The following is a 26,378-nucleotide window of genomic DNA, read 5'->3' on the forward strand; positions in this document are numbered from 1 at the left end:
CTTTTTATTAGTTTTGCATTGCTGACTTTATTAGTAATATTAGGGCTTGAGTACCTTTTATGGTTTAATTCTACAGGTAGATTGTTGTTACTTTTAACCCTTTTGGCAATTACTTTTTACCTTCTGTATGCTTATATTTTAACACCTCTTTTTTATTTATTTCAACTTAAAAAAGGAATATCTAATAAGGATGCAGCTATGTTAATAGGTAAACATTTTCCTGAGGTAGGAGATAAGTTGTATAATTTGTTAGATTTAGCAGATAACCAACAAACATCTGAGCTTTTATTGGCTAGTATAGAACAACGTTCTAAAAAGTTAGATGCTGTTCCTTTCGCTAAAGCAATAAATTTTTCTGAAAATTTTAAATACGTTAAGTATTTGCTTTTACCCCTTGCTGTATTTTTGGTTGTATGGATTACAGGAAACATTAGTTCTTTTTTGGGCTCATATGATAGGGTTGTTAATTACCAAATGGCTTATGAAAAACCTGCACCTTTTTCTTTTAATCTCATTAATAACAAGTTAACTGTTTTAAGAGGAGAGAGTTTAACCTTAAAAGTTACTACCAAAGGTAAAATTAAACCAGAAAATGTTGCTATAGTTGTTAGTGGCACTGAATTTCTTTTGCAAGAGAACAATGGATTTTATGAGTATACCTTTGTTTCTCCTGATAAAAGCATTTCTTTTTACTTTTTAGCCAATAACATAACCTCAAAACAATATAATCTTTCTGTTTTAGACGTACCTTTTTTAGAAGATTTTAGTATGAAATTGGTTTATCCTTCTTATACCAATAAACTACCAGAAACAATACAAAGCACTGGTAATGCAGTTTTTCCAGAAGGAACTAAAGTTAGCTGGAACATAAAAGGCGACCATATTAGTACCATTTCCTTGGGTTTAAATGATACTATTTTGAGATTTAATAAGATGGATAATTCTTTTTCTTTCTCAAAAAGAATTTATAATAGTACAGATTATGTAATTAATACATCAAATAACAATGTTTCTAATTATGAAAAGTTAGGTTATAAATTCACAGTAGTAAAAGATGCTAGTCCTAATTTGCAGGTTAGTCAAGTAAAGGATAGTTTAAATCCAAATATTTTATACTATTCCGGTGTTGCTTCTGATGATTATAAACTGATGAGTATTAAATTAGTTTGTTATCCTACTAATAATGCTAAAGATAAACAAATAGTGACTATTTCTAATCCCAATAATAATGTTGCCCAGTTTTATTACACATTCCCATCTGGCCTTAAATTAGAGCCTAATATTAACTATAGTTTTTATTTTTCTGCTACGGATAATGACGCTGTACATAATGGTAAAACATCTAAAAGTCAGGTTTTTAGTACAGTTTTACTAGATGCTGATGCCCTTAAAAACAACGATTTAGAACAACAACAACAGCTTTTGGATAACTTGGACAATTCTTTAGATAATTTTAAAGAACAGAAAGAAAAACTGCAAGAGCTAAATAATAGGCAAAAAGAGAAATCTTCATTAAATTATACCGAACAGTCTGAGGTTAAAGACTATCTGCAAAAGCAACAACTGCAGGAGCAGATGATGGAAAAATTTAGTAAGCAGTTAAAAGAGAATTTACAAAAGAGTGATACAGACAATAAACAGAATAAATTACTGCAAGAAAGACTACAACGTCAGGAGCAGGAAGCAAAAAAGAATCAAAAATTGCTTGAAGAGTTAAATAAAGTTGCTGATAAAATAAATAAAGAAGAGCTTAGTAAGCGTTTGGAAGAACTTGGTAAGAGCCAAAAAAATAGTGAGCGTAACCTAGAACAGCTTTTAGAGCTCACAAAAAAATATTATGTTACAGAAAAATTGGCCCAATTAGAACAAGATTTAGAGAAACTTGCAGAGAAACAAGAGGTACTATCAGAGCTTAAACAGGACCAAAATTTTGAAAAAGAGGAGCAGGAAAAATTAAACAAAGCCTTTGAAGATTTAACTAAGGAACTTGATGAGCTTGAAAAGGACAATCAAAAATTACAAAAACCATTAGATATTAAGGCTAATAAAGCAAAACAAGACGCCGTTAAACAGGATCAGAATGATGCTTTAGAAGAGCTAAATAAGGAACAGGGGAGTGATAATTCTTCTAAATCTGATAGTAAAGCCAGTAACAAAGCTGCAAAAAAACAAAAATCTGCAGCTGATAAAATGAAGCAAATGAGTAGTCAAATGCAGCAGTCTTCATCTAGTTCTAGTGGAGAATCTATTACGGAAGATGCTGAAATGTTACGTCAAATTCTTGAAAACCTTGTTATTTTTTCTTTTAAACAGGAACAGTTGTTTGAGGATATAAGCGCTAGAGATAATGACGTCACTAAATTTTCAACAACAATTAAGCGTCAAAAGGAATTACGTACATTATTTGAGCACGTAGATGATAGCCTTTTTGCTTTGTCTCTTAGACAAGCTGAAATATCAGAAAAAGTAACTAAAGATATCACAGAGGTATTTTATAATATTGATAAATCATTAGAACAATTAGCGGAAAATAGGTCGTATTTAGCTAAGTCTAATCAAAAATATGTACTTAATTCATCAAACAGTTTGGCAGATTTTCTTGCTAATTTGTTAGATAATATGAATCAGAGTATGAAATCTGGTGCTGGACAAGGTCAAGGAAAGGGTCAAGGTTTTCAATTGCCAGATATAATTAAAGCTCAAAATAGCTTAAAAGATAAAATGGGTAAACAAGGAGATTCCAAGTCTTCTGATGGCAAAAAGCCTGGTGAAGGTCAAAAATCTGGTGGAAAGGAACCAGGGGCTGATGGTAAAAAAGGGAAATCTGGTGAAAAAGGTGGCGAAGGAGAGAGTGGAAAAGAAGGTGATAATGGCAAAAATGGAGCTAATGGTGAAGGGGAAAATAAGAATTCTAAGGGTAAAAATGGAACCCAAAATGGTGAGAATGGTTCTACAGGACAAGGTTTATCTGAGGAAGAACTAAAAGAAATTTATGAAATTTACAAAGAACAACAGCAAATTAGACAGGCTTTAGAACAGCAATTAAATGATATGATTGCCAAAGAAGATAAGAATTTAGCGAAGAAACTGTTGCAACAAATGGAAGATTTCGAGAACGATTTACTGGAAAATGGTATAACAAATAGAACTCAAACCAAAGCAAATAATATACAACATCAACTTTTGAAGCTAGAAAATGCAGCTTTAAAACAAGGGGAGAAAAGTACAAGAGAAGCTAATAAAGCAAAAAATAAGTTTAGTAATCCTATTACGACTAAGCCAGAGGCATTGGAGAATTATCGTAACGAAATAGAAATCTTAAATAGACAAGCACTACCTTTGCAGCAAATTTATCAAAATAAAGTGCAAAAATATTTTAAAAGCAATGATTGATTTTCATTATGAAACAGATTTTAATCTGAAAGGTAATACCAAGTATATCGATTGGATTAATAGGATAATAGCTTCTGAAGACCATTTAGTAGGTGATATTAATTACATTTTTTGTGATGATGCTTACCTGTTAAACATCAATCAGCAGTACTTAGATCATGATACGTATACAGATATTATTACGTTTGATTATACAGATGGGACGGTTATTAGCTCAGATATTTATATATCTATTGAGCGTGTTAAAGAAAATGCAGCAGATTTCAAAGTCAATTTTAATGAAGAATTATTAAGAGTTATGGCTCATGGTATACTTCATTTGTGTGGTTATAAAGATAAGACTAACGAAGAAGCTGCGGTAATGAGGAGTAAAGAAGAAGAAAAAATTAAATTGTTCCACGTGGAACATTAAGATTATGTTTGATAAAGAATACGATGTTATTGTAGTAGGAGGCGGGCACGCAGGCGCAGAAGCTGCTGCTGCTGCCGCTAATTTAGGTTCTAAAACTTTGTTGGTTACAATGAACCTTCAAACCATAGGACAAATGTCTTGCAACCCTGCAATGGGAGGAATTGCAAAGGGCCAAATTGTACGTGAGATAGATGCTTTAGGTGGTTATAGTGGTATTATTTCGGATAAATCTGCTATACAATTTAAGATGTTAAACAAGTCAAAAGGACCTGCAATGTGGAGTCCTAGAACGCAAAATGACCGTATGCGTTTTGCTGAAGAATGGCGTTTGGCATTAGAAAGAACACCTAATTGTGACTTCTATCAGGAGATGGTTTCTGGCCTTATTATAGAAGGTGATAAGGTATGCGGAGTTAGAACTTCTTTAGGGATAGAGATCAGATCTAAGTCTGTTGTGCTTACAAATGGTACGTTTTTAAATGGTCTAATTCATATAGGAGAACGCCAATTAGGTGGTGGTAGAGCAGGTGAAAAAGCCGCTACTGGTATTACAGAACAGTTGGTTGAGTTAGGCTTTGAAAGTGGTAGAATGAAGACTGGAACACCACCAAGAGTAGATGGTAGATCGCTAGATTATTCTAAGATGATAGTGCAACCAGGTGATGCAATTCCAGAAAAATTTAGCTATACAAATACCAATGCATTAGCTCATCAGAGGGACTGTTATATGACTCACACAAGTGCTTTAGTGCACGATTTATTGCGTGAAGGGTTTGATAGATCACCTATGTTTAACGGCAGAATTAAGAGTTTAGGACCGCGTTATTGCCCTTCTATTGAAGATAAAATTAATAGGTTTGCAGACAAAGATAAGCACCAATTATTTGTAGAACCAGAGGGGTGGGATACGGTAGAAGTATACGTAAATGGCTTCTCAACTTCGCTACCAGAGGACGTACAATTTAAAGCTCTACGCTCTGTTGTTGGCTTTGAAAATGTGAAGTTTTTTAGACCAGGTTACGCTATAGAATATGACTATTTTCCACCTACACAATTAAAGCATACATTAGAAACTAAGCTTGTAAATAACCTGTATTTTGCAGGTCAAATTAATGGTACAACAGGGTATGAAGAAGCCGCTAGTCAGGGTCTAATGGCGGGTATAAATGCACACCAAAAAGTGAATGAAAATGATGCATTTATTCTTAATAGAGATGAGGCTTATATAGGTGTTTTAATAGACGACTTAATTACAAAAGGTACAGAAGAACCATACAGAATGTTTACTTCTAGAGCAGAATATAGGACCCTTTTAAGGCAAGATAATGCTGATATTAGACTTACTCCAATGGCTCATAAAATTGGATTAGCATCAGATTCTAGACTAAAAAGAATGGAAGAAAAGCTTAAAAAATCTGATGCTTTTGTAAACTTTTTTAGAGAAACAAGTGTTGTTCCAGAGGATATAAATCCTATTTTAGAGTCAGTAAAATCCACCCCAGTTAAACAATCTCATAAGATGTTTAAGAGCTTTTCTAGGCCTAATGTAACTATGGATCATATGCGTAAATTAAAGTCTGTTTCAGAATTTATTGAAGCTCAAAATATAGATAGAGAAGTAATGGAGCAGACCGAAATTCAGGTTAAATATGCAGGCTATATTGCCAAGGAAAAGAACAATGCGGATAAGCTTCAGCGTTTAGAAAATATTAAAATTCCTGAAGGTTTTGACTATCGACAACTTAAGAGTTTGTCTTTTGAAGCTCGTGAAAAATTAGAGGCAATTAGACCGGTTACTATCTCCCAAGCCTCTAGAATTAGTGGCGTTTCGCCAAGTGACATAAGTGTATTACTTGTGTTTATGGGAAGGTAATTTAAGTTTAAAGTATATAAGATTCACCCAATTGTTCCACGTGGAACAATTGGGTTTTTTGTTTTAGTAAAGGTGTTTTTGTTTGTCTTTTTCTATGGTTTTTATAACGGTAGGTTAGTGTTGTTTATTGTGTGTTTGTTTAGAGTAAATTTTAATTCTGTTTAAAAATTTCTGATGCTCTCGTGTCGGTTTTTTCAGTATCTATTTTTACTTTTTTACTGTGGGTTTACTGGAAAATATTTTCTCTTTTTTTAGCTCAATTGTAAAATTTAAGTGTTCTGTTTTTTTTGAATTTTTAAATTTTCAGCTTCAATTTTTTTTGAAGCTAAATTGTTTTTAGAATCCTTACTTTAAATTTTATCTTTTTTATTTTTTCTGATATTTATTTTTATAATTGATTTCAGATTTTTTTGTTTCTATTTTTTTATCACTGTTTTTATTTTTTTTGATTTCACGTTTTATTTTTCTCTTCATATTTATTTTATTTTTTTAATTAATTTTTGTTCAAATTTTACGAATTATTTTTGTGTCGTTTTCTTTATTTTTTATCTTCTTTTTTTATTCAATTTACACTTTCATTTTGAGCTTTATTTTTTGATTTTAAAATTCTGATTTTTCTATCGCTTTTTGTTTTTTATTTTTTTATTTCTGTTCATTTTTTAAATGAATTTATTTTTAATTTTTATTCTATTTCAGTTTTCCTTTTTCTTTTTTTTGATGCTTTTTATTTTAGTTCTTAATTTTTTTTAGACAAAATTTTCAGCTTCGTTAATTTTTGCTTTTATACTTTTTTGGGTGTTATTAGTTTTTTTTTCTAATTTTTTAAGAGTGATTTTTATTTTATTTTTTTGCTTTCTAAAATTTAGAAGCTCATTTTAAAATTCATTTTTTTAAGTTTTTAATTTTATCGTTTTTTAATTTTTTCTGCTTGAGTTTTTTTTATCAATCCAAAAAAAGTAAAAAAGCGAGAGAGAATTTTTTTAAAGAAATTGGAAAGGAGTAGTGCTTAAAAATTTTGTTTTATTTTGATTGTTGTTTTAATAATTTAATTTTTCCAATTTTCAACTTCTAACTTCTGGTTCAATTTTTGTTGCTGATAAAAAAGCATTCAAATCAAAAAAAATAAAAATGAAAAATGTATTCATCCTAGTTATTTTAGCTTTTGTGCAATCTTGTATTCCGTTGCGTGTTTCTCCCAATATTGAAGATTATAAAATTGCTAAAGGAAAAAGTTTTAATAGAGGATTAACCAAGCACCAAGTTTTTATTTTTGAAGATCCAAAAGATGAAAGTGAGTTTTATAATTATGTAGATGTAAAATATCAATTATACAATACTGATGTTTTTTACAACGTTCCTTTTTTCATAAACGATGTTCCTTATTATTTTTCATTTTATGAAGTAGAAAAAAAAGATAAGAGTATAGATATACTTTCCCCTACTTTAGGAGTTGTTGCAAATAGAGCTATTGGTTCTAGTGACAATCCTTCTGATCTTTTTAATGAAGAGCCTCAGTTACGTGTAGAAGGTAATTATTATATTGCCATAAGCGTTACAGACGATGACGGAAAAGATTGCTTGGATAAAAATTCGCTTTCACGTCCTTTAGTTTTAAACTATCTTCGTGCATTAAAGAAAGAATATTTAGCTACGCACAATTACAATGAACTTTTATTTAAAAACTAAAGACCATTCTGTAACACAAGAAAATTTTACATTAAACTATAATGAAGAATTGGATATGTTGGTTACAGAACCGCAACCAGAAAATTTAGATGTTTATTATGAGAGTGAAGATTACATTTCTCATACAGACGCAAAAAAAACTGTTGTGGACAAATTGTACCAAGCTGTAAAAAATTACAGTTTGCAAAAAAAGATTCAGTTAATTACGTATTACACCAAAGGAGAAAAATCTGTTTTGGATGTTGGTGCAGGTACAGGAGATTTTTTAATTACCGCACAAAACAATAAATGGACTTGTGATGGAGTGGAGCCAAATGATACCGCAAGACAAAAAGCAAAAGATAAAGGATTAGATTTATTTAGTAGTTTAGAGACACTACCTGAAAAAAAATATAACGTAATTACACTTTGGCACGTTTTAGAACATTTGCCAAATTTAGACGAGCAAATAAAAATGCTAAAATCTAAATTAGCAGAAGATGGTACTTTAATAATTGCAGTTCCAAATTTTAAAAGTTACGACGCAAAATTTTATAAAGAGTTTTGGGCAGCTTATGATGTGCCAAGACATTTATGGCATTTTTCTAAAACAGCTATAAAAAGGATTTTTGCAAAGCACAATATGAAACTTATAAAAACTAAGCCAATGTTGTTTGATGCTTTTTATGTTTCCTTATTATCTGAAAAATACAAAACAGGAAAGCAAAATATGTTTACCGCTTTTTATAGAGGTTTGCGTTCTAATTTATCTGCAATGAGAACCAACGAGCATTCTTCTGTTATTTATGTCCTTAAAAAGGATTAAAACGCATTTTAAAGCCATTTAAGAGGGGTTTATTGCTTGTATCAAGTACTAAGCCCTTTTTTTTGTTTTAATCCATTAGAATTAACATTAAAATGTACTTTTTAATAGGTATTTTCTTTTTAAAGAACACAAAACAATAACGTTTATCTATTATAGGTGTTAAGTATTGATTCTTGTTTTTATATTGATTTTAACTATGATTTTAGGCTTTCTTGTTTTTTTGAAAAATTTGCTTAAAATTTAATTTTAGTCAATTTTAAAACTAAAGAGTGTTTTTCTTTCAGATTCAAAAACTTTTCTATTTTTGCTCAACTTAAATAACTTTCCGTCGGTTCGGGAGTTTACATTAAAAACCTAGAAATGAAAAAAATAATTTTTGCACTTGCATTCATCGGTTTAGTAGGATGCCAACAAAGTAAATTGGGTTACGTAGATAACGTAAAACTTATGAACGACTACCAGGAGAAAGTAGACTTAGAAACTAAGTTTAAAACTAAGATAGAAGCTTTTGGTAAAAAGAGAGATAGTGTACAGCAAGCTTTCCAGATGGAAGCACAAGCTTTCCAGGCAAAGGCACAAAAAATGTCTCAGGCTAAAGCTCAAGAAGAGTACGGTATGTTACAACAGAAGAGCCAGTTTATTGGTCAGCAATTGCAAGCAGAAGAAAAACAATTACAAGTAAGCAGCCAAACGGAAATGGATAGCTTAGTTTCTAAAGTTAAAAAAGAAATTAAAGCTTACGGTAAAACAAACGGTTTCTCATACATTTTTGGTGGTGGAGACGGTGGTAGCGTTTTATACGGTACAGACGCAGATGACCTTACAGATGAGATTACTAAAATCTTAAACGATAACTACAAGAAATAATCTTGTTGTTTACACATATAAAAAGCCTCAGCATTATGCTGAGGCTTTTTTGTTTTAAGGCTTTTATAACTAATAGTATGCCTGTGTTTAGTAAGTTGTATGTAAAAAGCATAAAATGCTCTTAAATGACTTTAAAATCAAAAATGAAGGTATTAGAACACATTACCAACCAGGTATCATTTAGTTTTACTCTTTAAACAATATTTATTTTCTGATATATAACTGAATTTAAGTAAGACATTGCCTGTTATTTTTTTGGTGTGTTACGTATTTCCGTAATTTTTTAGTGCGATAAGTTATATATTTGTGGGGCAATTCTTTCCCCGAGATTTATTTTTTATCAATAAAGTTTTATTATGGATCAAGATTGGATAATTATACTATTGACTAGTACTGTAGTTTCTACAATGGTCTCAGTAGGAGCTAACTATTTTATTGAAAAGCGTAAGTATAACCAAGAATATTGGAAAATAACAATTAGTAAAAGGCTTGAAGTTTATGAGTCAATTGAAAAAATATTGATATACTTTCAATCAACTCATATTGTTAATGATAAACCTTGCCATTTTGCTTTTAAATCAACAGAGAATTATAATGATCTAAGATTACAGTTAGTATTAATAAGTTATGATAGAAGTTGGATGAGTGATAAATTATACAGGAAACTTCTTGAAATTAATAAGTTGACATATTCAGATAAAATTGAAAACATTGAGAATTTTGGAATTGAAAAATATCAAATCCTTCAAGCTGTAAGGGATCAAATATTAACAATTTTACAAGAAGATTATTTGAATATGCCAAAAGTTAAAAGTTTTTTTAATCTGAAATTAAAAGAGGCAAAAAATGCAGAAAATCAGATACACTAAAAAAAATGTACGTACTAATATTTTATTCTCATTCTTGTTTGTTGTTTATGCATTATACAAGTCGGTATATCTTACTATAAAAAGCGATGCTATAGAGTGGATTGGTTTTATTTTACTGGTTATAGCTATTATTTGGTTTGTAAAAAGCATATTAAAATCTACTAATTATTGTTTGGTTCTAAAAAACGGAATTCTGAAAGAAGGGACAGCTTTCCCAAAAAAATTGCATAAAAAGATATTACCTATATTAGAAAAACTAAAGAGCAATATATTTTAAAAACAGCCAATAAAGAGTTGGTTGTGAATATAAAAGAAGTAGAGGAGGAATCGCTTAAAAACTTAGATAACGTATTGGCAAACTTAGAGTTACCTGCTGAAAAAAATCCTTTTACTGTTAATTAGTATTATTTTTGGAGTCTTACCCGCTTTAGTACATATGTTTGGTTATTATTTTGTTAAATACTAATTGGTATTATTTTATAGGATTAAATATTTATGAAAATATTAAAACTCATTATTGGGTACATTCTTTGGGTTATTCCTATTTACCTTTGTTCTTTAGGGATAGTACGCTTATGGATGGGCCCTCAAGAAGTTGGCTCAACATTTTTAGAGCAATTAATGGCTTGGGGTTACGGTCTAACTTTAATGATGGATTCTGTTTTAATAGCAGCTTTAACAATAGTTACTTTTATTATATTAGATCTTTTTTACTTAAAAAAGAGGTCAAACCAAATACAGCCAATTATATTTAAACTAATCAGTGCTTTGGCTTTAACAATTGTTGTAGCTGTTCTTTTCTTATGCGTTGAGTATTTTTTAGTACATGCATAACAGTTTTATGTTTTTTAATGAAAATAGAATACAAAATTTTTTAACCTTTTCCTATTTGGAGCTTTGAGCGTTCCTTTTTTGTTTTTTTCGTATTTACTTTTAAGATTAGAGTATAATGAGCACTTAGTTTTTGGTTATGTTAAACAAGCAAAGATAATAGGTATAGAGACCAGTTTGGGCCCTATTTCTGGTGAATATGGAACAGTTGTAAAGTTTAATTTAGAACTACTAAATGATAGTAGTGACCGCAAAAATTTCTCTATATATAGTTTAATGAACAATGCTTCTCCTTTTAAAAATGAGATGGAATAGGCGTTTTGTGGAGGAGCAAATATAGGAGATGTTGTAACCGTAAAATTGGTTAGCAATCACCAAGCAAAAATTTTGCGTTGGAAATGGATAAAAATTAATTCTAAAACAAATTTTTGGAGTATTACAGGTAGGTGGCTTTTAATTTTAGTACTTATTGCTATTCCAACATATATTTATTATCGGTTATATAAAATGATAAAGATTAAGACCTTAAATTAAATATGGGCTGTTTTAACGTTATTCTTGGTTTAGAATAAAATAAATAGACCTGTTCCATATGGCCAAGAAATACGTTAACTTTTATTCAGTTGCGCACTTATTGTAAACTTAAATGTGGCTCCATTTTCCTGGTTGTTTTCTAATGTTATTTTTCCGCCAAGCATTTCTGTATATGCTTTTGCAATAGCCAAGCCAATACCAGCCCCGTGTAACGCATTTTTTTGACTGGTATCTACCTGGTAAAAAGCTTTAAAAATGGCACTTAACTTGTCTTTAGGAATACCAATTCCTGTATCTTTTATAGAAAACTCTATGGTATCAAAATTTTTATAATAACACCTTAGCGTAATTGTACCTTGCTCGGTATATTTTATGGCATTGTTTAAAAGGTGTTTTAGCACGGTAGTAAGTTTTTCTTTGTCTGTATGTACTAGTGCTTCATTATTACTAATTAAGTTGTTATTTTTTATTTGTATGCCTTTGGTTTTAGCTATTGTGTTTGTAGCTGTAAAAACGGTATTAATTAAGTTGTTTATATTAAAAGTAGAATTGTTTAGTGTAACTAAACCACTTTCAATTTTAGATATGTTTACAATGTCTTCAATAATAGCTAAAAGCTTATTACCATTATCTTCAATTAATTGTAAATATTCTTGTGATTCTTTATCCTTTTTGTGCAATTCTTTTAAAAAGTCTGTGCTTCCTAAAATACCGTACATAGGTGTGCCTATTTCGTGACTTATATTGGCTAAAAAAGCCGACTTTAATTTATCAGAGCTTTCTGCTTTTTGTCTTGCAAGCACAGCTTTATTGTGTTTAATAACAAGCTCTTTTTGTAGCTTGTTTTCTTTAATTAGCGCTTGGTGTAATTGCTTAATTAAAAAAGATATAGAGAATACTAGTATAAAATTAAACAACACATTATTTACTGTAACTACAGCTAGTACTTCAAAATCATAATCATCAAAAAAAGGAAAATAAAATAAGTTGAAATAATACCCAGTTAATAGTATTATATATAATACAACAGTGGTTAGCACCCAATTTATTCCTTCTTTACGGCCTTTGTATAATGTAATTAATGATGTTGTTGTGTATAAAAGTATACTACCATTTCCTTTAAAACCTAAATGAAGTAAGAGACCAAAAGAAAGTACGAATAGTGTATAGGAAAAAATAATTTTTTTAGTGTCAAAGTCTATTTTATTTATAAAAATAATGGCAACTAAAGCTAAAATTGCTAGTGTGTCTATATAAAGTACAAATAATTCCCCTCTGGCAATTGCAACATATCCACTAGGGAAATAAGCAATTCCACCAATAAAAAAAGTAAGTAAAAGTATAGATATAAATAGTTTATCTCTAAAGTATTCTAATCCTTTTTTTTTATTTACTGTTTTAAAATTGCTATAATTTACAAACCAGCTTGTGTAAGATTTCCACCATTTTTGCACCATTATAGGTAGTTTATACTATTTAACACACGTAACTACCTAAAAGTAAGAATTATACTAGTATTTTATAAGGCTTACGCTTGTTATTCGTTAAACAGTAAATTTTAGCTATAAAAGAACATTTTTTGTTTCTAGTTTTTTAACACAGGTTTTAGATCTTGTTTTTTATCTGGACATTGCCAATGAGTACAAATGGTAAATCCAAAGGTAGAACCCTCTTCTTGGTTGTTTTTTAAGCTTAGCTTACCACCAAGCATCTCGGTATACGCTTTAGATATGGCAAGTCCTACTCCAGATCCGTGAAGTGCATTTTTTTGGCTGGTATCTACTTGATAAAAAGCCTTAAAAATAGATCTAAATTTGTCTTTAGGTATACCAATTCCGGTATCTTTTATTTCAAAAGCTACAACACCATCTTCTGGTAAGTAACATTTAATGTCTATACTTCCTTTTTCTGTATACTTTATTGCATTTTTAACCAAGTGGTTTAAAATGGCTTCAACCTTTTCTTTATCTGTATAAATTAAAGATTCATTTGTACTAATTAAATTTGTTAACGTAAAGTCTAAGTCTTTATCTTCTACTTCACTTTTTAGTTTAGTATAAATATTTTCTACACAGGCTTTAATATTAAAAGCTGTTGGGGTAATAGGCATTAATCCAGACTCTACTTTGGATATATTTACAATATCTGCAATAATATCTAATAGTTTGTTGCCGTTTTCTTCTATAAGTTTTAATGAATTTTGAAAACTTACATCTTTACTATTATACTCTTTAAGCAAATCTGTTGTTCCTAGTATACCATACATTGGTGTACCAATTTCATGGCTAATATTTGCTAAAAATGCAGATTTTAACTGCTCAGACTGTTCTGCCTTATTTCTTGCAGCAACAGCATTGTTGTGTTTTACAATTAGTTCTTTCTGTAACTTATTTTCATTAAGTAAGGCTTTGTGTAATTGGGTAATTAAAAAAGAAATTGAAAAAACTAGTATTAAGTTAAACAGCAAGTTATTTAAACTAATTACCATATACTCTGTAAAATTATAACCAGTTGTATGTATAAAATTATAATAACCAAGTTTAACACTTATTAATATGCAGACATACACTAAAACAGCATAACCAAATGCAATAAAACCGGTTTTTTTACCACTGTATAATGTAACTGCAGATGTGGTCATTAATAAAATTAAGGGTCCGTTACCACTAAGGCCGTTATTAATAAAGAGTAGAGTAGATAATATTAATAAGTTTCCAGAAAAAATATGCTTTTTTAACTGTAAAGTAATGCTCTTATTAAATACTACAAAAAGTAATACAGATACGGCAAGTGTATTTATGACAACCAATTTCATTTCTAAATTTATGTATGCCACAATTACGCTTGGTATATATGCCAATACACCAAAGAAGTTAACTAATAATAGTATAGAAATAAATAATTTATCTCTAAAAAAATCTAAACCTTTATGGCTTGTTGTAATTTCAAACTCAATATAATTTATATACCATTTACGGTATCTGAACCACAATTTTTGCATAGTTATGTTTGGGGAATTTAACTTGTAACTTTATTAACGTTACAGTTTGTATTTGTATTTTCTATATTGTGTTGTTTTCGTTAAACGGTAAAATTATGTAATTCAACGATTGTTTTTTAACTATATGTAATGTTATTTTAACAAATAAGCTCTTAAGCCGTAGTTTTATACATAGTACTTTGTAGTCTTTTTTGTAATAATTGTTGCAAGTTGAATTTTAAGATACTAAAAGTTTAAATTTAGAATTAAAAAGTGTCCCCATATTATTTTTTGTTTCGTTATAGGGTTGATAGTGAATTAATTATTAATTTTAAAACAAAAAGAATGAAAGATTTTATGCTTATTTTTATTGGTAAAGAGTACACAGACCTAGGACTTTCTCCTGAGCAAATGCAAGAGCGAATGGGAAAATGGTTTGCTTGGAACCAAAAAATGCAAAAAGAGGGTGTTGTAAAACACGGCGAGGCTTTGCACCCAGAAGTTAGGCAAATTACTGGCCCTAACAGAATTGTAACAGACCGTACAGCGTCTGAACTTAAAGAAATTGTTGGTGGTTATTATATGATTACAGCCAAAGATTTGGATCATGCTTGCAAAATTGCACAAGATTTTCCGGACTTTGATTTGGGTAATACTGTAGAAGTTAGAGAGGTTTTAGTTTTTGACCAAATGTAATATGCAAAATGAACAACTTATAGACCATCTTTTTAGACACCAGTATGGAAAGATGGTTTCTATTTTAATTCGAATCTTTGGATTAAAAAATTTAGAAATTATTGAAGATGCTGTGCAAGATACCTTTGCAAAAGCAACCATACAATGGCGCAAAAAAGTTCCAGAAAATCCCGAGGCTTGGTTTACTACAGCGGCAAAAAATAGGGTTATAGACCTTTTACGTAAGTTAGATGCGGATAAAAACCGAATAGAAAAAATGAACTATAGCGCATCTGCAATAGCTTTTAACAACTTGTTTGAAAAAGAAGAGATACAGGATAGTGAATTACGAATGATATTTACTGCTTGCCACCCTAAATTAGATGCTAAAGACCAAATAGCGTTTGCTTTAAAAACCATTGGTGGTTTTAGCTCATCAGAGATTGCTGCAGCCTTACTTTTAAAGCCCGAAACTGTAAAAAAGAGATTAACGAGAGCAAAGCAAACCGTAATTTCCAAAAAAATTAATTTTGAATTGCCTGTTAAAAAGCAACTAAAGGCAAGATTGCATAATGTATTAGAGGTTATTTATCTTATTTTTAACGAAGGTTTTCATTCTAACCACAATAAATTATTAGTGCGTAAAGAACTATGCGGAGAAGCCCTTAGATTAACTAAAATTATTTTAACCAAAGAGGAGTTTAGGTGTGGTGCAAGCTACGCTTTGTTTGCGCTGTTATGTTTAAACTCTGCTAGATTAGGTGCCAAAGTAGATGAAAACTTTAATAGTATTGATTTAAAAAATCAAGATCGTACCAAATGGTATTTACCGTTAATAAATTTAGGCACTAATGCTTTGGAAAAAGCTAATGGCTACCCAGATTATAGTACTTACCATATTGAAGCTGCCATAGCTATAGAGCATATAAAAGCTACTACTTTTCAAGATACCAATTGGAAACAAATTTTAGAACTTTACAAACAGTTAGAGCAACACCAAGAAAATACAATTATTTCTTTATCTATAGCAGTGGTGCTCATAGAACTAAACCAACCACAAGAAGCATTTTTAATTATACAAAAATTGGAGCCAGAAGCTCTAGAACAGCGTTCATATTTGTTTTATGGTGTTAAAGCCAAATACTACCAATGCCTGGGAAAAAAAGACAAAGCAATATCATATTTAAATGTTGCAATAGAAAATGTGCCCAATTTTGCAGAGAAAACTTATTTAATTAAAAAAAGAGATGCATTACTTAAAGTGTAAAAGTAATAGGGTTTTCTTCACAAAAATTTATCCAGTTTTTTAATTTTCCCAAATACATTTTTAAGTAGTTTTCCGTTAAAAATACGTTAGACCAGTCAAACCTTTGTGATTGTACACCTAAATAAAACAGCCATATTGCGGTTGCGGCAATAGGTATTAAGTCTACCTCTGTTTTGCTTAACGTAGTCTTGGTTTGGTACCCCTTTAAAAATTCTTTTACCTTTAGTTTATAGGCTTCTTTATCTGTTTCTATATGAAAAAGTTGTGCGCAAAAATAGGCAACATCTAATATCAAATAACCATTACCACAAAAATCAAAATCAAAAATTGTAATTTTTCTATTATCTGTTATGGCCATATTATCATACCAAACATCTAAATGTACAATACCTTCTGGTATTTTTTTGTTTTTAAAAGCTTCTTCTACCTTTTTACCTATTTCCCTAAGGTATTCCATTTCAGGTAAATTGGCATTAAAATGTTTAAGCGTAAAATTGTAGGGTTTGGTAACCAGTGTTTCTGTGGTATAGTTAACACGCGCTATTGTTTTATTTGTAGTGGTGTTGTGTATTTTTCCCATTAGCGCACCAATGCCAAAGGTTGTTTGATGGTCTAAAAACCTAACTTTTCCTCCTTCAGCAAAAGAAAAAAGTACAGCATAACGTATACCTTCTGGTGCTTGTATTTGCTGTATAAAATTTTTGTTTTTATCTGTTAATGCATAAGAAACACTAAGCTTGTTGTCCTTTAACAGCTCTAAAAGTTTTAACTCTTCTAAAATCTCTTGCTTTGTTCTCCAATTGTAACAGTATACGCGCAGAACATATGTAGTATTTATGTTTTTTAAAAAATAAGTGTGATTTATGCCTGTTCTAAACAAAGAACACTTAAAATCTTCAGTTAAATTATACTGATGTTTTACCATCGTGCCTAAAGCTGTAGCGGAAAGAGTAGAGGCAGTTACTGGAAAATTTGTCATTTTTTAAAGAATAATCTTCCGCTTGCAATGTATGCCGCAGCCGGAATTAGGATAAGAAAATTGTAGGTTGTTATTTCAAAATATAAAAAACTAAATGCCATTACTACAACTAGCAACAGCATTAAAAGTTCAAATTTTTTTTCGTCATAATCTATTTATTGGCTAAAAGATATAGAAGAAATATTGTAGGCATAAAGTAAATAACTATAGTTTTTGCGCCTTCATAATCCTTTGCAATACGTTGTCCAAATAACAAAAATAATAAAGTAATACATGACAAAATTGTACCGTAAATAGCCATAGTACTTTGTCCGTCTAAAATAAACTGTACTACACCAACAGCACAAAGAGCGCCTGCAATAACTTCTATAACCAAGATAATTCCTAACAGTAAAGGGACCGTGTTTTTTAAAGGCGTTTCACTAAAATGTCCGGTTAACCAAGACAAGTTTCCTTTCCAATCTGTAATCTTATCAAAACCACTTTGTAAAAAAGTAATAATTAAAAAGATTAGTAATAAAATTTCAGTAATATTTTCGTGTACGTTAGTCATTTTTAGCTTGCTTTTTTGTGTAAAAATCTTGTTAGTTTTATAGATAAATCGGTTAAAATTAATTTTGCATTACCATTACGTTCTATGTGGTACATTGCTTGTTCGAGCTCTGTAATAATATCTAAAATATTGTTTTCATGAATAAAAGGAGCAAATTTTTCTAGTTTAAATCCTTCTACATGCATTTCCATAAAAGCGAGCTCATTTGTATTGTAATTTACTAACATAGCTTGGCGCATTATAGCCATACAATAGGTCAAAAATTTCTTTTGTGTTTCTCTACCTGTTTTGGCAATTTCATTACTCCACAAAATTAAATCTTGTATAGCAGCTTTGTTTCCTTTTGCTCTAAAAGCTGTACGTACCCATTGCACAAACCATTTTTCAAAAACAAGATCCTCAGAGTCGTTATTCATAAGGTCTAGTGCTTTGTTAAAATTTCCGTTTGCTTCGTGTGCAATTTTAAAAGCGGTTTGTTGGTCTAATCCTTTTTTTATTAGTGCTTCAGTTATTGCATTTTCTGCTAGTGGCGGAAAGTGCAAAATTTGACACCTAGAACGTATGGTTTGTATAATTTGCTCTTCGTCTTCTGCAATTAAAATAAATATGGTTTTTTCAGGTGGCTCTTCAATAAGTTTTAGCAGTTTATTGGCAGCGGCTATGTTCATTTTATCTGCCATCCACATAATCATTACTTTATAACCACCTTCATAAGATTTTAAAGTAAGTTTTTTAACAATATCCTGTGCTTCATCTACACCAATTTGTCCTTGTTTTTTTTCAATACCAATAAGTCGGTACCAATCAAACAAATTGCCATAAGGCTGGTGGTTTACAAACTCGCGCCAATCTTGCATATAGTGATTACTAACAGCGTGGCTTTTTACTTTGTCTGAGTTTGTTACCGGAAAAGCGAAATGCAAATCTGGGTGTGATAGATTACCACATTTTAAATTACAAGCCTCAATACCGCCAGTGTTTTCTCCGTTTATATTTTTACATAATAAATATTGTGCATAGGCAATGGCCATTGGTAATGTGCCGCAGCCCTCATTACCTACAAAAAGCTGGGCGTGTGGTATACGACCAGCATCTGCACTTAAACATAAGTGTTTTTTTATGTGAGAAAGTCCTAAAATATCTTGAAACTGCATACCGTCAAAGATATGCAAATGAAGTAAATTAAAAATGGTGCAATAGCTTAAAAATACAAGCAAACATAACAGCTTATTTTACAAGTTTTTAAAATAGGTTTATAAATAAATGTAAAAAACATAAAAATATAAGCTATAATTAGTTTTTATGATAATGATATTGGCTTTACACTGGGCAATACTAAAAATACTGTTAATGGTTTTATAGGCTTTACTTAAATCTTTACATTTGGAGTTTGTAAGTCTAACTAAGCTAAATTTAACAAGCGCACATTATGAAAACAATAAACGATTTTAATTTTGAAAACAAGAGAGCATTAATTCGTGTAGATTTTAATGTTCCTATGGATGAAAATTTTAATGTAACAGATACCAACCGTATTGAAGCGGCTAAGCCAACAATAATTAAAGTGCTAGAAGATGGCGGTAGTGTTGTTTTAATGAGCCACTTAGGAAGACCAAAAGGGCAAGTTGTACCAGATTTATCTTTGGAACACATTTGCAGTACTGTTTCTGATGTGTTAGGTGTGCAAGTAAATTTTGTTTCTACGTCTGTTGGTGAAGAAGCAGAAAAAGCTGCTTCTAATTTAGAAAACGGACAAGTATTACTTATTGAAAATTTACGTTTTAATGTAGAAGAAGAAAAAGGTGGCGATGCTTTTGCAGAGCAATTATCTAAATTAGGAGATGTGTATATTAATGATGCTTTTGGTACAGCCCACAGAGCACACGCATCTACAACTGTTGTTGCTAAGTTTTTTCCAGAAAACAAATGTTTTGGAGCGTTATTAGCCAAAGAAATTGAAGCTATAGACAAGGTAATGCAAACAGGGGAAAAACCTGTTACTGCAATTTTAGGAGGTGCAAAAGTATCTTCTAAAATTACAATTATAGAAAATATTTTAGATAAAGTAGACCACCTAATTATTGGTGGAGGTATGACATATACTTTTATAAAAGCGCAAGGCGGACAAGTAGGAGATTCTATTTGTGAAGATGATAAAATGGAACTTGCTTTAGATATTTTAAAACAAGCAAAAGAAAAAGGTGTTGAGGTACATATACCAGTAGATGTTATTGCAGCAGATGAGTTTAGCAATACAGCAAATACTAAAATTACCGATGTAGATAAAATTGAAGAAGGATGGCAAGGTTTAGATGCAGGGCCAAAAACTTTAGAGATTTTTAAAGAGGTAATTTTAAAATCTAAAACTATTTTATGGAACGGCCCTATTGGTGTTTTTGAAATGGAAAGTTATGCCAAGGGAACTATAGAAATAGGAAATTATATAGCAGAAGCTACCCAAAAAGGAGCTTTTTCATTAGTAGGAGGTGGAGACTCTGTTGCCGCAGTTAAGCAATTTGGTTTTCAAGACAAAGTAAGCTATGTATCTACTGGTGGAGGTGCAATGTTAGAAAGCTTAGAGGGTAAATCTTTGCCGGGTATTGCAGCCATTACTGCATAAATAAAGGTTAGGCACAATTTTTGATTGCTTTAAAAAGCGTTAAAAATTTTATTTTTAAATAAAAAAACACGACTTTACCAAGCAATCAACTAAACTAACCAAAAGAGAATTTTAAATGAAACGTATTTTTTTAGGAGTACTACTGTTTTCTGGTACCGCTATTTTTGCACAAGAAAAAGATAGCATTGTTACTACGGCTGTAAGTACCGAAATTTTAAGTGTTGTAAAGAATGACACTGTAGATACTATTGCAAAAAAGCAAGCAGATGTACCACAAAAAGTGCAACCTATTATTGCACTGGTCTCTGGAGACTCTTCTGCTACTAAGTATCAATTATCAGACTACAATAATGCGGCTAATTATGATAAAGCTTGGTTAAAACAAATAAAAGAAAGTGCTTCTTTATTTGATACTATTTACAATAAAATTGCTACTGAACGTATAGAGAATATACCAGTTAGTTTTATAGATTTACCAACAGATACATTAAAAGCTAGGCTAGCTCGCTTAAATGTTAAAACACCTTTTAATGTACAGTATAATGAGTCTTTAGAACGCGTTATAAAATCGTACCTATCTCGTAACAGAGGCTTAATGGAACGTATGCTAACTATTAGTCAGTTTTACTTTCCTATGTTTGAGCAGGAGCTAGATAATTTTAATATGCCGTTAGAGATGAAATATTTAGCTATTGTAGAATCTGCCTTAAACCCAAGAGCAAAATCTAGAGTAGGAGCTACAGGCTTGTGGCAGTTTATGTACGGTACAGGTAAGGAGCAAAATCTAGAGGTTAATAGCTATGTAGATGAGCGTAGTGATCCTATAAAATCTACCAGAGCTGCTTGTGAGTACCTAACACGCTTATATAGTATTTATAACGATTGGGACTTGGCACTTGCCGCCTACAACTCTGGCCCTGGAAATGTAAACAAGGCTATTAGACGTTCTGGCGGTTATACCAATTATTGGAATATTAGAAATCATTTACCAAGGGAAACTGCGGGTTATGTGCCGGCATTTTTAGCTACAATGTATATTTTTGAATACGCTAAAGAGCACGGAATATATGGTGAGGTTGTAGATAGACCTTATTTTGAAACTGATACGGTTCATGTAAAAAGTATGCTTACTTTTGATCAGATTTCTAGATTTACAAGTGTAAGTGTAGAGGAACTGGAAATCTTAAATCCATCATACAAGTTAAATGTAATACCTTTTCAAGAAGATAGAAACCATGCATTACGTTTGCCAACCAGTGTTATGGGTAAATTTGTGACTAATGAAGATGCTATTTATGTTTTAGCTGAAGAAGAGTTAAAAAAAATTGAAAAACCATTACCTCAGTTAGTAAAGGCAGAATCACAATCTAGATACAGAGTTAGAAGCGGAGATTACTTAGGTAAAATTGCAGAAAAATTTGGAGTTAGGGTTAGTGAAATTAAAAGATGGAATGGTTTGCGAAGCAATAATTTAAGAGTAGGGCAGCGTTTAACTATTTTTTCTAGAAACTCTAAAGCTGTTGTAGCATCTGCAAAACCACAATCTAAACAAAAGCCTATTCCTCCAGGTGCTAAAACGCATACAGTACAATCTGGAGATTCACTTTGGACCATTTCTCAAAAATATTCTGGAATTTCTGTAGACAATTTAAAAGATTGGAACGGTATTAGTGGTAAGAATTTAAAAGTAGGCACAAAAATTATGTTGTGTGATTGTTCTACAAAAAAAATATAACCGTTAAACCAATTTTAATCAGATGAAAAAATTTTCAATTTTAGTTTTTGCCATCAGTTTAGCATTTATTTCATGTAAAGATGCTACAAGTACTAAGCAAGATTTTACCCCTGCCTCTATTGGGCAAGTAAACTCACTTACGGTAGTAATGAGTAATGAGCTTTGGGAAGGTAAGGTAGGAGACAATGTAAGAGACCATTTTGCTGCATCTGTAGTTGGTATTGCTTGGAATGAACCAATTTTTACATTACGTCACTTACCAGAAACAGTTTTTACTGGTGCTGTTCGTAAATCTAGATCTATTTTAGTTGTTCAAAAAAAAGATACAACAAGCTTATCATACATAAATAAAAACACCTATTCTAGACCTCAAAACGTAGCAGTTATTGTTGCTCCTACAGAAGATGAGCTTATAGAAACTATTAATAAAAAGGCAGATCAAATTATATCAGAATTTAATAAAACAGATTTGCAAGTAACACAAAGTAATTTTAAACGCTCATTGTTACAAGATACTAGTATTGAAGATATGTTTGGTGTAACAATGGATATACCATCAGTATATTCTATAGGTAAAGTAGAGGATAATTTTATATGGCTAGATAGAGATATTAAAAACGGCACAATGAATTTAATTGTGTATGAATTACCTTGGGACTCTTTTAATAATAAGGCAACTTTTATTAGTGATATTGTTAGAAAAAGAGATTCTATAGGTAAAAAATACATTCCTGGACCTAATGAAGGTACGTATATGGATACAGAAAAGGCTTTTGCACCATCTGTATTTCCTGCAGAAATTGGAGGTAAAAAAGCAGCTGAAATTAGAGGAAGATGGGAAATCTACAATTATTCTATGGCGGGTCCTTATGTATCTTATATTATTAATGATGAAGCTAACCAACGTAAATTAGTTGTAGAAGGCTTTACATTTGCTCCTGCAGCTGTTAAACGAGACTTTATGTTTGAACTGGAAGCTATTATTAAAACATTAAAGTTTGTGCCTAAGGAGGCTTCTAATTAAGTTTAAACTTACTACATATTAAAACTAAAAAGGCTCCAATAAAATTGGAGCCTTTAATTTTCACATAGTATTGCACTATTAAATGCAATTGGTTAGCTTTTTAATTTGTGTCTTTTTGTTTAAACCTTTTTGCCTATTTAAACAAAAGCGAACCCGGTTAGCACTCTATACATTAAAGCATAAGCTGCAATAACGATTAATGTAAAACAAAACCAAGAAAACATCTTGAAATAGTTTTTTAAAATAAAGTGCCCAAGGTTTTTAAATCCATTTACATAGATTTCTTTACAAAGTAAAATTCCTTTCATGAGCGTGCATTTAATTAATTAAGCAGTAAATATCGTATGGGCGATCGGTACAAAGCAATAATTTTAGTTAAACTGTTATCTAAAAAGGTTCTATTCCAATAATTTAAATATTTATCCGATGAACTACATTATCAGATAGTTAGCTCATATTTTTTTGTAGGTAAAGTCTTTATGACAGTCTAAGATTTGTAATATATGTAAACAAAAAAGCTTCTAGTTTTACCTAGAAGCTTTTTTTAATATGTGTTTTTTTAGGATTATATTTTACATTTCTACAATTATAAATTCAGATCGTCTGTTTTCTTGATGTTTTTCTCTACTACAACTTACACCATTTTCACATTCATTAATTAGCTGTTCTTCTCCATAACCAATGGCGCTAATAATTCTGCTTGCATCTATACCTTTAGATATAATATATTTTCTGGTAGATTTAGCTCTTTTATCAGATAAATATTTATTATAAGCATCATTACCCCTAACATCGGTATGAGATTCAATTTTAATTTTCATATTAGGGTATTCTGTCATAACATCTACAAGTTTATCAAGTTCTACACTAGCATCTTGTCTTATGTAAGATTTATCAAAATCAAAGAAGATTTTTTCAGTTTTAAGCTTCTTAATTCCATTTTCAATAGCAATCATTTCATGTAGTTTTCTCATTGCAATATCTACATTTACTAATTGGTTTTCTTCAGTTAAGGTATCTAGCTTTTCTTCATAAAAAGTTTCTTTGTTAACTTGTAACTTATACTTAGTATTGCTGTCTAAATCTTCAAAAACAAAGCTACCGTCATCTTTTGTTACTACTTCTTTTAATTTAATATTATTTTCATCTAATAAGGTGATTAAAGCATTAGGCATTAGTTCACCAGTTACAATTTCTGTGACTACACCAGCAATTGCGTTTTCATTAACTTCTTCTACAATTAAGTTTTTAAATGAGTAAATATCATCATCTCCTTTGCCGCCTTTTCTGTTAGATGCAAAGTATCCCTTTTGGGTTTCTTCATTAATTATATATGAAAAATCATCTTTATTACTATTAATTGGTTGTCCTACATTAATAACCTCTTTAAAACCCTCTTCATCATAAGCAACTTCATAAACATCTAAACCACCTAAACCAATGTGCCCATTAGATGAAAAGTATAGTTTTTGATTGTTAATAAAAGGGAACATTTCCTTTTGTTCTGTATTAATTTCTGGCCCTAAGTTTTTTGGAGAAGAAAATAAACCATCTTCTAAAACATCTACTACAAAAATGTCTGTTTCTCCAATACTGCCTGGCATATCCGAAACGAAGTATAATTTTTTACCATCTGGGCTTAAGGCTGGGTGACCAGTAGAGTAATTATCACTATTAAAAGGTAATTCTACAGCTTCTGACCATTCGCCATTAATTTTTTTAGACATGTATAACTTAAGGTTATTCATTCCGTTCTTATCTCTTTTAAGTTTTTTACCATAGTTGTTTCTGGTAAAGTACATTGTAGTATTATCTGGAGAAAAGGTAACAGAGGCTTCGTGGTATTTGGTATTTACTTTTTTTGAGAATTTTATAGCGTCTTTTAAATCGTCAGACTGTTGGTTAACCTTTGCAACATATAAATCTAAGTAAGGTTGGTTGTTCCATTTGTATTTTCTTGTACTAAAAAACGAAGAGTCTTTTGCAGAGGCAAAAACTATTTTATCATTACTATAAAACATAGGAGAAAAATCTGAATTCTCTGTGTTTATAGCTAAATTTTTAAGCTCTGAAGTAGGTTTTCTGTTTAAAATTGCATCTAGTATTTGCTCATTACGTGCATTAACTTCTTTGTTTAGTTTAACCTCTGTAGGTTCATCTTTTTTCATACGGTTATATAAACGCATAAAACGTTTTGCTTTACCATATTTACCATTTCCTTTAAGGGCGTGGGAATATTTAAAAATTTGATCTGCTGATAAATCATCTTTATATGTGTCATATAAAATTTGATACCAATGGTAAGCTCTCTCCATATTTGTATTGTAGTAATGAGAGTCTCCTGCTTTTTGCAATATATCTTTTGTGTAGTTTTCTTTATTTTCCTCTAAAGCTTGTTCAAACAATTTTGCAGCTTCTGCATACCAAAGCATATTAAAATACTCATTTGCTTTTTTTATTAGTTTACTATTACTAGCAGAAAACTTCCCTTTTTTGGTGGTAACATTTTCTTCTGTATCATTATTAAAGTAAAAACTGTTTTCTGCAGATTTTAAATTAGCAACAGGAAATCCTTTTTCTATAGTAGGATTAGAAATAGTAGTAGTTGTTTCTTTTTGTGTTTCTTGTGAAGACGCACTTAAAGCTAACATTAAAAACAAAGTAGGTATTAATTTTTTCATTACAAGTTGTTAAAAAAATCTAGGGTTTAGTTTAAGTTTTTGAGAAGCAGTTGAGCTTTAAAAGTATTTTTTTAAAGTTGCCCCAGTCTATAACTAACGACTTTATTTAAAGTTTCGTGTATAAGTGTGTTAATAATTAATAGTACTTAAGGTTAAAAGGTATTTTTTTTGAAATAATTAAAACTGTACAAAGTAACTTTTAAAACAATACAAAGATAGAGTTACTTTGTATTTTTTTAACTTTAATTGTTGTAAATGAGGCGTATATGTGTTTAAAGATGCTTAAAAATGTGGTAAGAGAATTTTATTTTTTGGTAAAATCTATATTTTAGGAACAAAAAACCCCACACTTTCGTGCAGGGTTTGTAAAATTAAGATATATTGTAATTTACTTTTTCTCTTCTAGCTTGTCATTAGAATCATCGTCTTTAGAAGCATCTTTAAATTCTTTAATGCCGCTTCCTAAACCACGCATTAATTCAGGTATTTTTTTACCTCCAAAAAGTAATAAAACTGCAACAACTATAAGTGCTATAGATGCACCACCTGGAATGGCTAACATAATATTTGATGAAATCATAATAATTAATTTTG

23 protein-coding genes are annotated in these 26,378 nt (G+C 30.5%); 15 read left to right on the forward strand and 8 right to left on the reverse strand.

The window, feature by feature from the left end; translation table 11 throughout:
• Nucleotides 1-198: 198 nt before the first annotated feature.
• The 10 genes from PBN93_RS06515 to PBN93_RS06560 all read left to right on the forward strand — a co-directional run bounded on the left by PBN93_RS06515 (nucleotide 199) and on the right by PBN93_RS06560 (nucleotide 11,051).
• Entirely contained in the window at nucleotides 199-3,393 is a 3,195-nt protein-coding gene (locus PBN93_RS06515) for a hypothetical protein (protein ID WP_271081715.1), read from the forward strand.
• Nucleotides 3,386-3,805, forward strand: coding sequence for an rRNA maturation RNase YbeY (gene ybeY / locus PBN93_RS06520; protein ID WP_271081716.1), 420 nt, complete (start codon nucleotides 3,386-3,388; stop codon nucleotides 3,803-3,805). Before PBN93_RS06515 ends, ybeY begins: the two co-directional genes overlap by 8 nt.
• A gap of 4 nt (nucleotides 3,806-3,809) precedes the next feature.
• Nucleotides 3,810-5,678, forward strand: a complete 1,869-nt coding sequence (gene mnmG / locus PBN93_RS06525) for a tRNA uridine-5-carboxymethylaminomethyl(34) synthesis enzyme MnmG (RefSeq protein ID WP_271081717.1) — start codon at nucleotides 3,810-3,812, stop codon at nucleotides 5,676-5,678.
• Nucleotides 5,679-6,806: 1,128 nt separating this feature from the next.
• Nucleotides 6,807-7,364 (forward strand): hypothetical protein, encoded by a 558-nt coding sequence (locus PBN93_RS06530; protein WP_271081718.1) that lies wholly within the window; start codon nucleotides 6,807-6,809, stop codon nucleotides 7,362-7,364.
• On the forward strand, nucleotides 7,342-8,169 hold the full coding sequence (locus PBN93_RS06535) for a class I SAM-dependent methyltransferase (RefSeq protein ID WP_271081719.1): 828 nt from the start codon (nucleotides 7,342-7,344) through the stop codon (nucleotides 8,167-8,169). The genes PBN93_RS06530 and PBN93_RS06535 overlap by 23 nt, the downstream gene beginning before the upstream one ends.
• Before the next feature lie 360 nt (nucleotides 8,170-8,529).
• A complete protein-coding gene (locus PBN93_RS06540; RefSeq protein WP_271081720.1) occupies nucleotides 8,530-9,036 on the forward strand; it encodes an OmpH family outer membrane protein in 507 nt (168 codons plus the stop codon).
• A gap of 356 nt (nucleotides 9,037-9,392) precedes the next feature.
• Complete coding sequence (locus PBN93_RS06545; RefSeq protein ID WP_271081721.1) at nucleotides 9,393-9,905, forward strand: hypothetical protein; 513 nt, start codon at nucleotides 9,393-9,395, stop codon at nucleotides 9,903-9,905.
• On the forward strand, nucleotides 9,883-10,182 hold the full coding sequence (locus PBN93_RS06550; protein ID WP_271081722.1) for a hypothetical protein: 300 nt from the start codon (nucleotides 9,883-9,885) through the stop codon (nucleotides 10,180-10,182). The genes PBN93_RS06545 and PBN93_RS06550 overlap by 23 nt, the downstream gene beginning before the upstream one ends.
• Before the next feature lie 218 nt (nucleotides 10,183-10,400).
• A complete protein-coding gene (locus PBN93_RS06555) occupies nucleotides 10,401-10,739 on the forward strand; it encodes a hypothetical protein (RefSeq protein WP_271081723.1) in 339 nt (112 codons plus the stop codon).
• 63 nt (nucleotides 10,740-10,802) lie between these two features.
• Entirely contained in the window at nucleotides 10,803-11,051 is a 249-nt protein-coding gene (locus tag PBN93_RS06560) for a hypothetical protein (protein ID WP_271081724.1), read from the forward strand.
• A 293-nt stretch (nucleotides 11,052-11,344) separates the two neighbouring features.
• Here the strand turns inward: PBN93_RS06560 and PBN93_RS06565 are convergent, their stop codons facing one another.
• Together PBN93_RS06565 and PBN93_RS06570 are read right to left on the reverse strand one after the other, a co-directional pair.
• Entirely contained in the window at nucleotides 11,345-12,727 is a 1,383-nt protein-coding gene (locus tag PBN93_RS06565; protein WP_271081725.1) for a sensor histidine kinase, read from the reverse strand.
• A gap of 128 nt (nucleotides 12,728-12,855) precedes the next feature.
• A complete protein-coding gene (locus tag PBN93_RS06570; RefSeq protein ID WP_271081726.1) occupies nucleotides 12,856-14,271 on the reverse strand; it encodes a sensor histidine kinase in 1,416 nt (471 codons plus the stop codon).
• 324 nt (nucleotides 14,272-14,595) lie between these two features.
• Between PBN93_RS06570 and PBN93_RS06575 the strand changes: the two genes are divergently transcribed.
• Nucleotides 14,596-14,946 carry a YciI family protein gene (locus tag PBN93_RS06575; protein WP_077399352.1) on the forward strand — a complete coding sequence of 117 codons (351 nt, stop codon included), beginning with the start codon at nucleotides 14,596-14,598 and terminating at the stop codon, nucleotides 14,944-14,946.
• 1 nt (nucleotide 14,947) lies between these two features.
• Nucleotides 14,948-16,192 carry an RNA polymerase sigma factor gene (locus PBN93_RS06580; protein ID WP_271081727.1) on the forward strand — a complete coding sequence of 415 codons (1,245 nt, stop codon included), beginning with the start codon at nucleotides 14,948-14,950 and terminating at the stop codon, nucleotides 16,190-16,192.
• Here the strand turns inward: PBN93_RS06580 and PBN93_RS06585 are convergent.
• The 3 genes from PBN93_RS06585 to PBN93_RS06595 all read right to left on the reverse strand — a co-directional run bounded on the left by PBN93_RS06585 (nucleotide 16,182) and on the right by PBN93_RS06595 (nucleotide 18,878).
• Nucleotides 16,182-17,171, reverse strand: coding sequence for a phosphotransferase (locus PBN93_RS06585; RefSeq protein WP_271081728.1), 990 nt, complete (start codon nucleotides 17,169-17,171; stop codon nucleotides 16,182-16,184). The genes PBN93_RS06580 and PBN93_RS06585 overlap by 11 nt on opposite strands.
• Before the next feature lie 151 nt (nucleotides 17,172-17,322).
• Nucleotides 17,323-17,724, reverse strand: a complete 402-nt coding sequence (locus PBN93_RS06590) for a DoxX family protein (protein ID WP_271081729.1) — start codon at nucleotides 17,722-17,724, stop codon at nucleotides 17,323-17,325.
• A 2-nt stretch (nucleotides 17,725-17,726) separates the two neighbouring features.
• On the reverse strand, nucleotides 17,727-18,878 hold the full coding sequence (locus tag PBN93_RS06595; protein WP_271081730.1) for a DNA polymerase III subunit: 1,152 nt from the start codon (nucleotides 18,876-18,878) through the stop codon (nucleotides 17,727-17,729).
• 275 nt (nucleotides 18,879-19,153) lie between these two features.
• Here PBN93_RS06595 and PBN93_RS06600 point away from each other — a divergent pair, with 275 nt between their 5' ends.
• The 3 genes from PBN93_RS06600 (at nucleotide 19,154) to PBN93_RS06610 (ending at nucleotide 23,103) form a co-directional block, all read left to right on the forward strand.
• Nucleotides 19,154-20,344 (forward strand): phosphoglycerate kinase, encoded by a 1,191-nt coding sequence (locus PBN93_RS06600; protein ID WP_077399337.1) that lies wholly within the window; start codon nucleotides 19,154-19,156, stop codon nucleotides 20,342-20,344.
• Between the two features lie 115 nt (nucleotides 20,345-20,459).
• Nucleotides 20,460-22,079 carry a lytic transglycosylase domain-containing protein gene (locus PBN93_RS06605; RefSeq protein ID WP_271081731.1) on the forward strand — a complete coding sequence of 540 codons (1,620 nt, stop codon included), beginning with the start codon at nucleotides 20,460-20,462 and terminating at the stop codon, nucleotides 22,077-22,079.
• Between the two features lie 22 nt (nucleotides 22,080-22,101).
• Entirely contained in the window at nucleotides 22,102-23,103 is a 1,002-nt protein-coding gene (locus PBN93_RS06610; protein WP_077399331.1) for a DUF4837 family protein, read from the forward strand.
• Nucleotides 23,104-23,240: 137 nt separating this feature from the next.
• On the opposite strand, the gene PBN93_RS16305 is transcribed toward PBN93_RS06610, so the two are convergent.
• The 3 genes from PBN93_RS16305 to PBN93_RS06620 all read right to left on the reverse strand — a co-directional run bounded on the left by PBN93_RS16305 (nucleotide 23,241) and on the right by PBN93_RS06620 (nucleotide 26,364).
• On the reverse strand, nucleotides 23,241-23,411 hold the full coding sequence (locus tag PBN93_RS16305; RefSeq protein ID WP_333780843.1) for a DUF6747 family protein: 171 nt from the start codon (nucleotides 23,409-23,411) through the stop codon (nucleotides 23,241-23,243).
• Nucleotides 23,412-23,675: 264 nt separating this feature from the next.
• Nucleotides 23,676-25,784 carry an OmpA family protein gene (locus tag PBN93_RS06615; protein ID WP_271081732.1) on the reverse strand — a complete coding sequence of 703 codons (2,109 nt, stop codon included), beginning with the start codon at nucleotides 25,782-25,784 and terminating at the stop codon, nucleotides 23,676-23,678.
• A 388-nt stretch (nucleotides 25,785-26,172) separates the two neighbouring features.
• Complete coding sequence (locus tag PBN93_RS06620; protein WP_013620918.1) at nucleotides 26,173-26,364, reverse strand: twin-arginine translocase TatA/TatE family subunit; 192 nt, start codon at nucleotides 26,362-26,364, stop codon at nucleotides 26,173-26,175.
• Nucleotides 26,365-26,378: the final 14 nt, after the last annotated feature.

This window comes from Cellulophaga omnivescoria (genome assembly GCF_027915275.1).
In the GTDB taxonomy this organism is placed as follows: Bacteria; Bacteroidota; Bacteroidia; order Flavobacteriales; family Flavobacteriaceae; genus Cellulophaga; species Cellulophaga omnivescoria.

Coding starts and splice junctions, on each gene's coding strand:
- PBN93_RS06515 (WP_271081715.1), top strand. CDS start 199: ATGTTAATAGGTAAACATTTTCCTGAGGTAGGAGATAAGTTGTATAAT.
- ybeY (WP_271081716.1), top strand. CDS start 3,386: ATGATTGATTTTCATTATGAAACAGATTTTAATCTGAAAGGTAATACC.
- mnmG (WP_271081717.1), top strand. CDS start 3,810: ATGTTTGATAAAGAATACGATGTTATTGTAGTAGGAGGCGGGCACGCA.
- PBN93_RS06530 (WP_271081718.1), top strand. CDS start 6,807: ATGAAAAATGTATTCATCCTAGTTATTTTAGCTTTTGTGCAATCTTGT.
- PBN93_RS06535 (WP_271081719.1), top strand. CDS start 7,342: ATGAACTTTTATTTAAAAACTAAAGACCATTCTGTAACACAAGAAAAT.
- PBN93_RS06540 (WP_271081720.1), top strand. CDS start 8,530: ATGAAAAAAATAATTTTTGCACTTGCATTCATCGGTTTAGTAGGATGC.
- PBN93_RS06545 (WP_271081721.1), top strand. CDS start 9,393: ATGGATCAAGATTGGATAATTATACTATTGACTAGTACTGTAGTTTCT.
- PBN93_RS06550 (WP_271081722.1), top strand. CDS start 9,883: ATGCAGAAAATCAGATACACTAAAAAAAATGTACGTACTAATATTTTA.
- PBN93_RS06555 (WP_271081723.1), top strand. CDS start 10,401: ATGAAAATATTAAAACTCATTATTGGGTACATTCTTTGGGTTATTCCT.
- PBN93_RS06565 (WP_271081725.1), bottom strand. CDS start 12,727: ATGGTGCAAAAATGGTGGAAATCTTACACAAGCTGGTTTGTAAATTAT.
- PBN93_RS06570 (WP_271081726.1), bottom strand. CDS start 14,271: ATGCAAAAATTGTGGTTCAGATACCGTAAATGGTATATAAATTATATT.
- PBN93_RS06575 (WP_077399352.1), top strand. CDS start 14,596: ATGAAAGATTTTATGCTTATTTTTATTGGTAAAGAGTACACAGACCTA.
- PBN93_RS06580 (WP_271081727.1), top strand. CDS start 14,948: ATGCAAAATGAACAACTTATAGACCATCTTTTTAGACACCAGTATGGA.
- PBN93_RS06585 (WP_271081728.1), bottom strand. CDS start 17,171: ATGACAAATTTTCCAGTAACTGCCTCTACTCTTTCCGCTACAGCTTTA.
- PBN93_RS06590 (WP_271081729.1), bottom strand. CDS start 17,724: ATGACTAACGTACACGAAAATATTACTGAAATTTTATTACTAATCTTT.
- PBN93_RS06595 (WP_271081730.1), bottom strand. CDS start 18,878: ATGCAGTTTCAAGATATTTTAGGACTTTCTCACATAAAAAAACACTTA.
- PBN93_RS06600 (WP_077399337.1), top strand. CDS start 19,154: ATGAAAACAATAAACGATTTTAATTTTGAAAACAAGAGAGCATTAATT.
- PBN93_RS06605 (WP_271081731.1), top strand. CDS start 20,460: ATGAAACGTATTTTTTTAGGAGTACTACTGTTTTCTGGTACCGCTATT.
- PBN93_RS06610 (WP_077399331.1), top strand. CDS start 22,102: ATGAAAAAATTTTCAATTTTAGTTTTTGCCATCAGTTTAGCATTTATT.
- PBN93_RS16305 (WP_333780843.1), bottom strand. CDS start 23,411: ATGAAAGGAATTTTACTTTGTAAAGAAATCTATGTAAATGGATTTAAA.
- PBN93_RS06615 (WP_271081732.1), bottom strand. CDS start 25,784: ATGAAAAAATTAATACCTACTTTGTTTTTAATGTTAGCTTTAAGTGCG.
- PBN93_RS06620 (WP_013620918.1), bottom strand. CDS start 26,364: ATGATTTCATCAAATATTATGTTAGCCATTCCAGGTGGTGCATCTATA.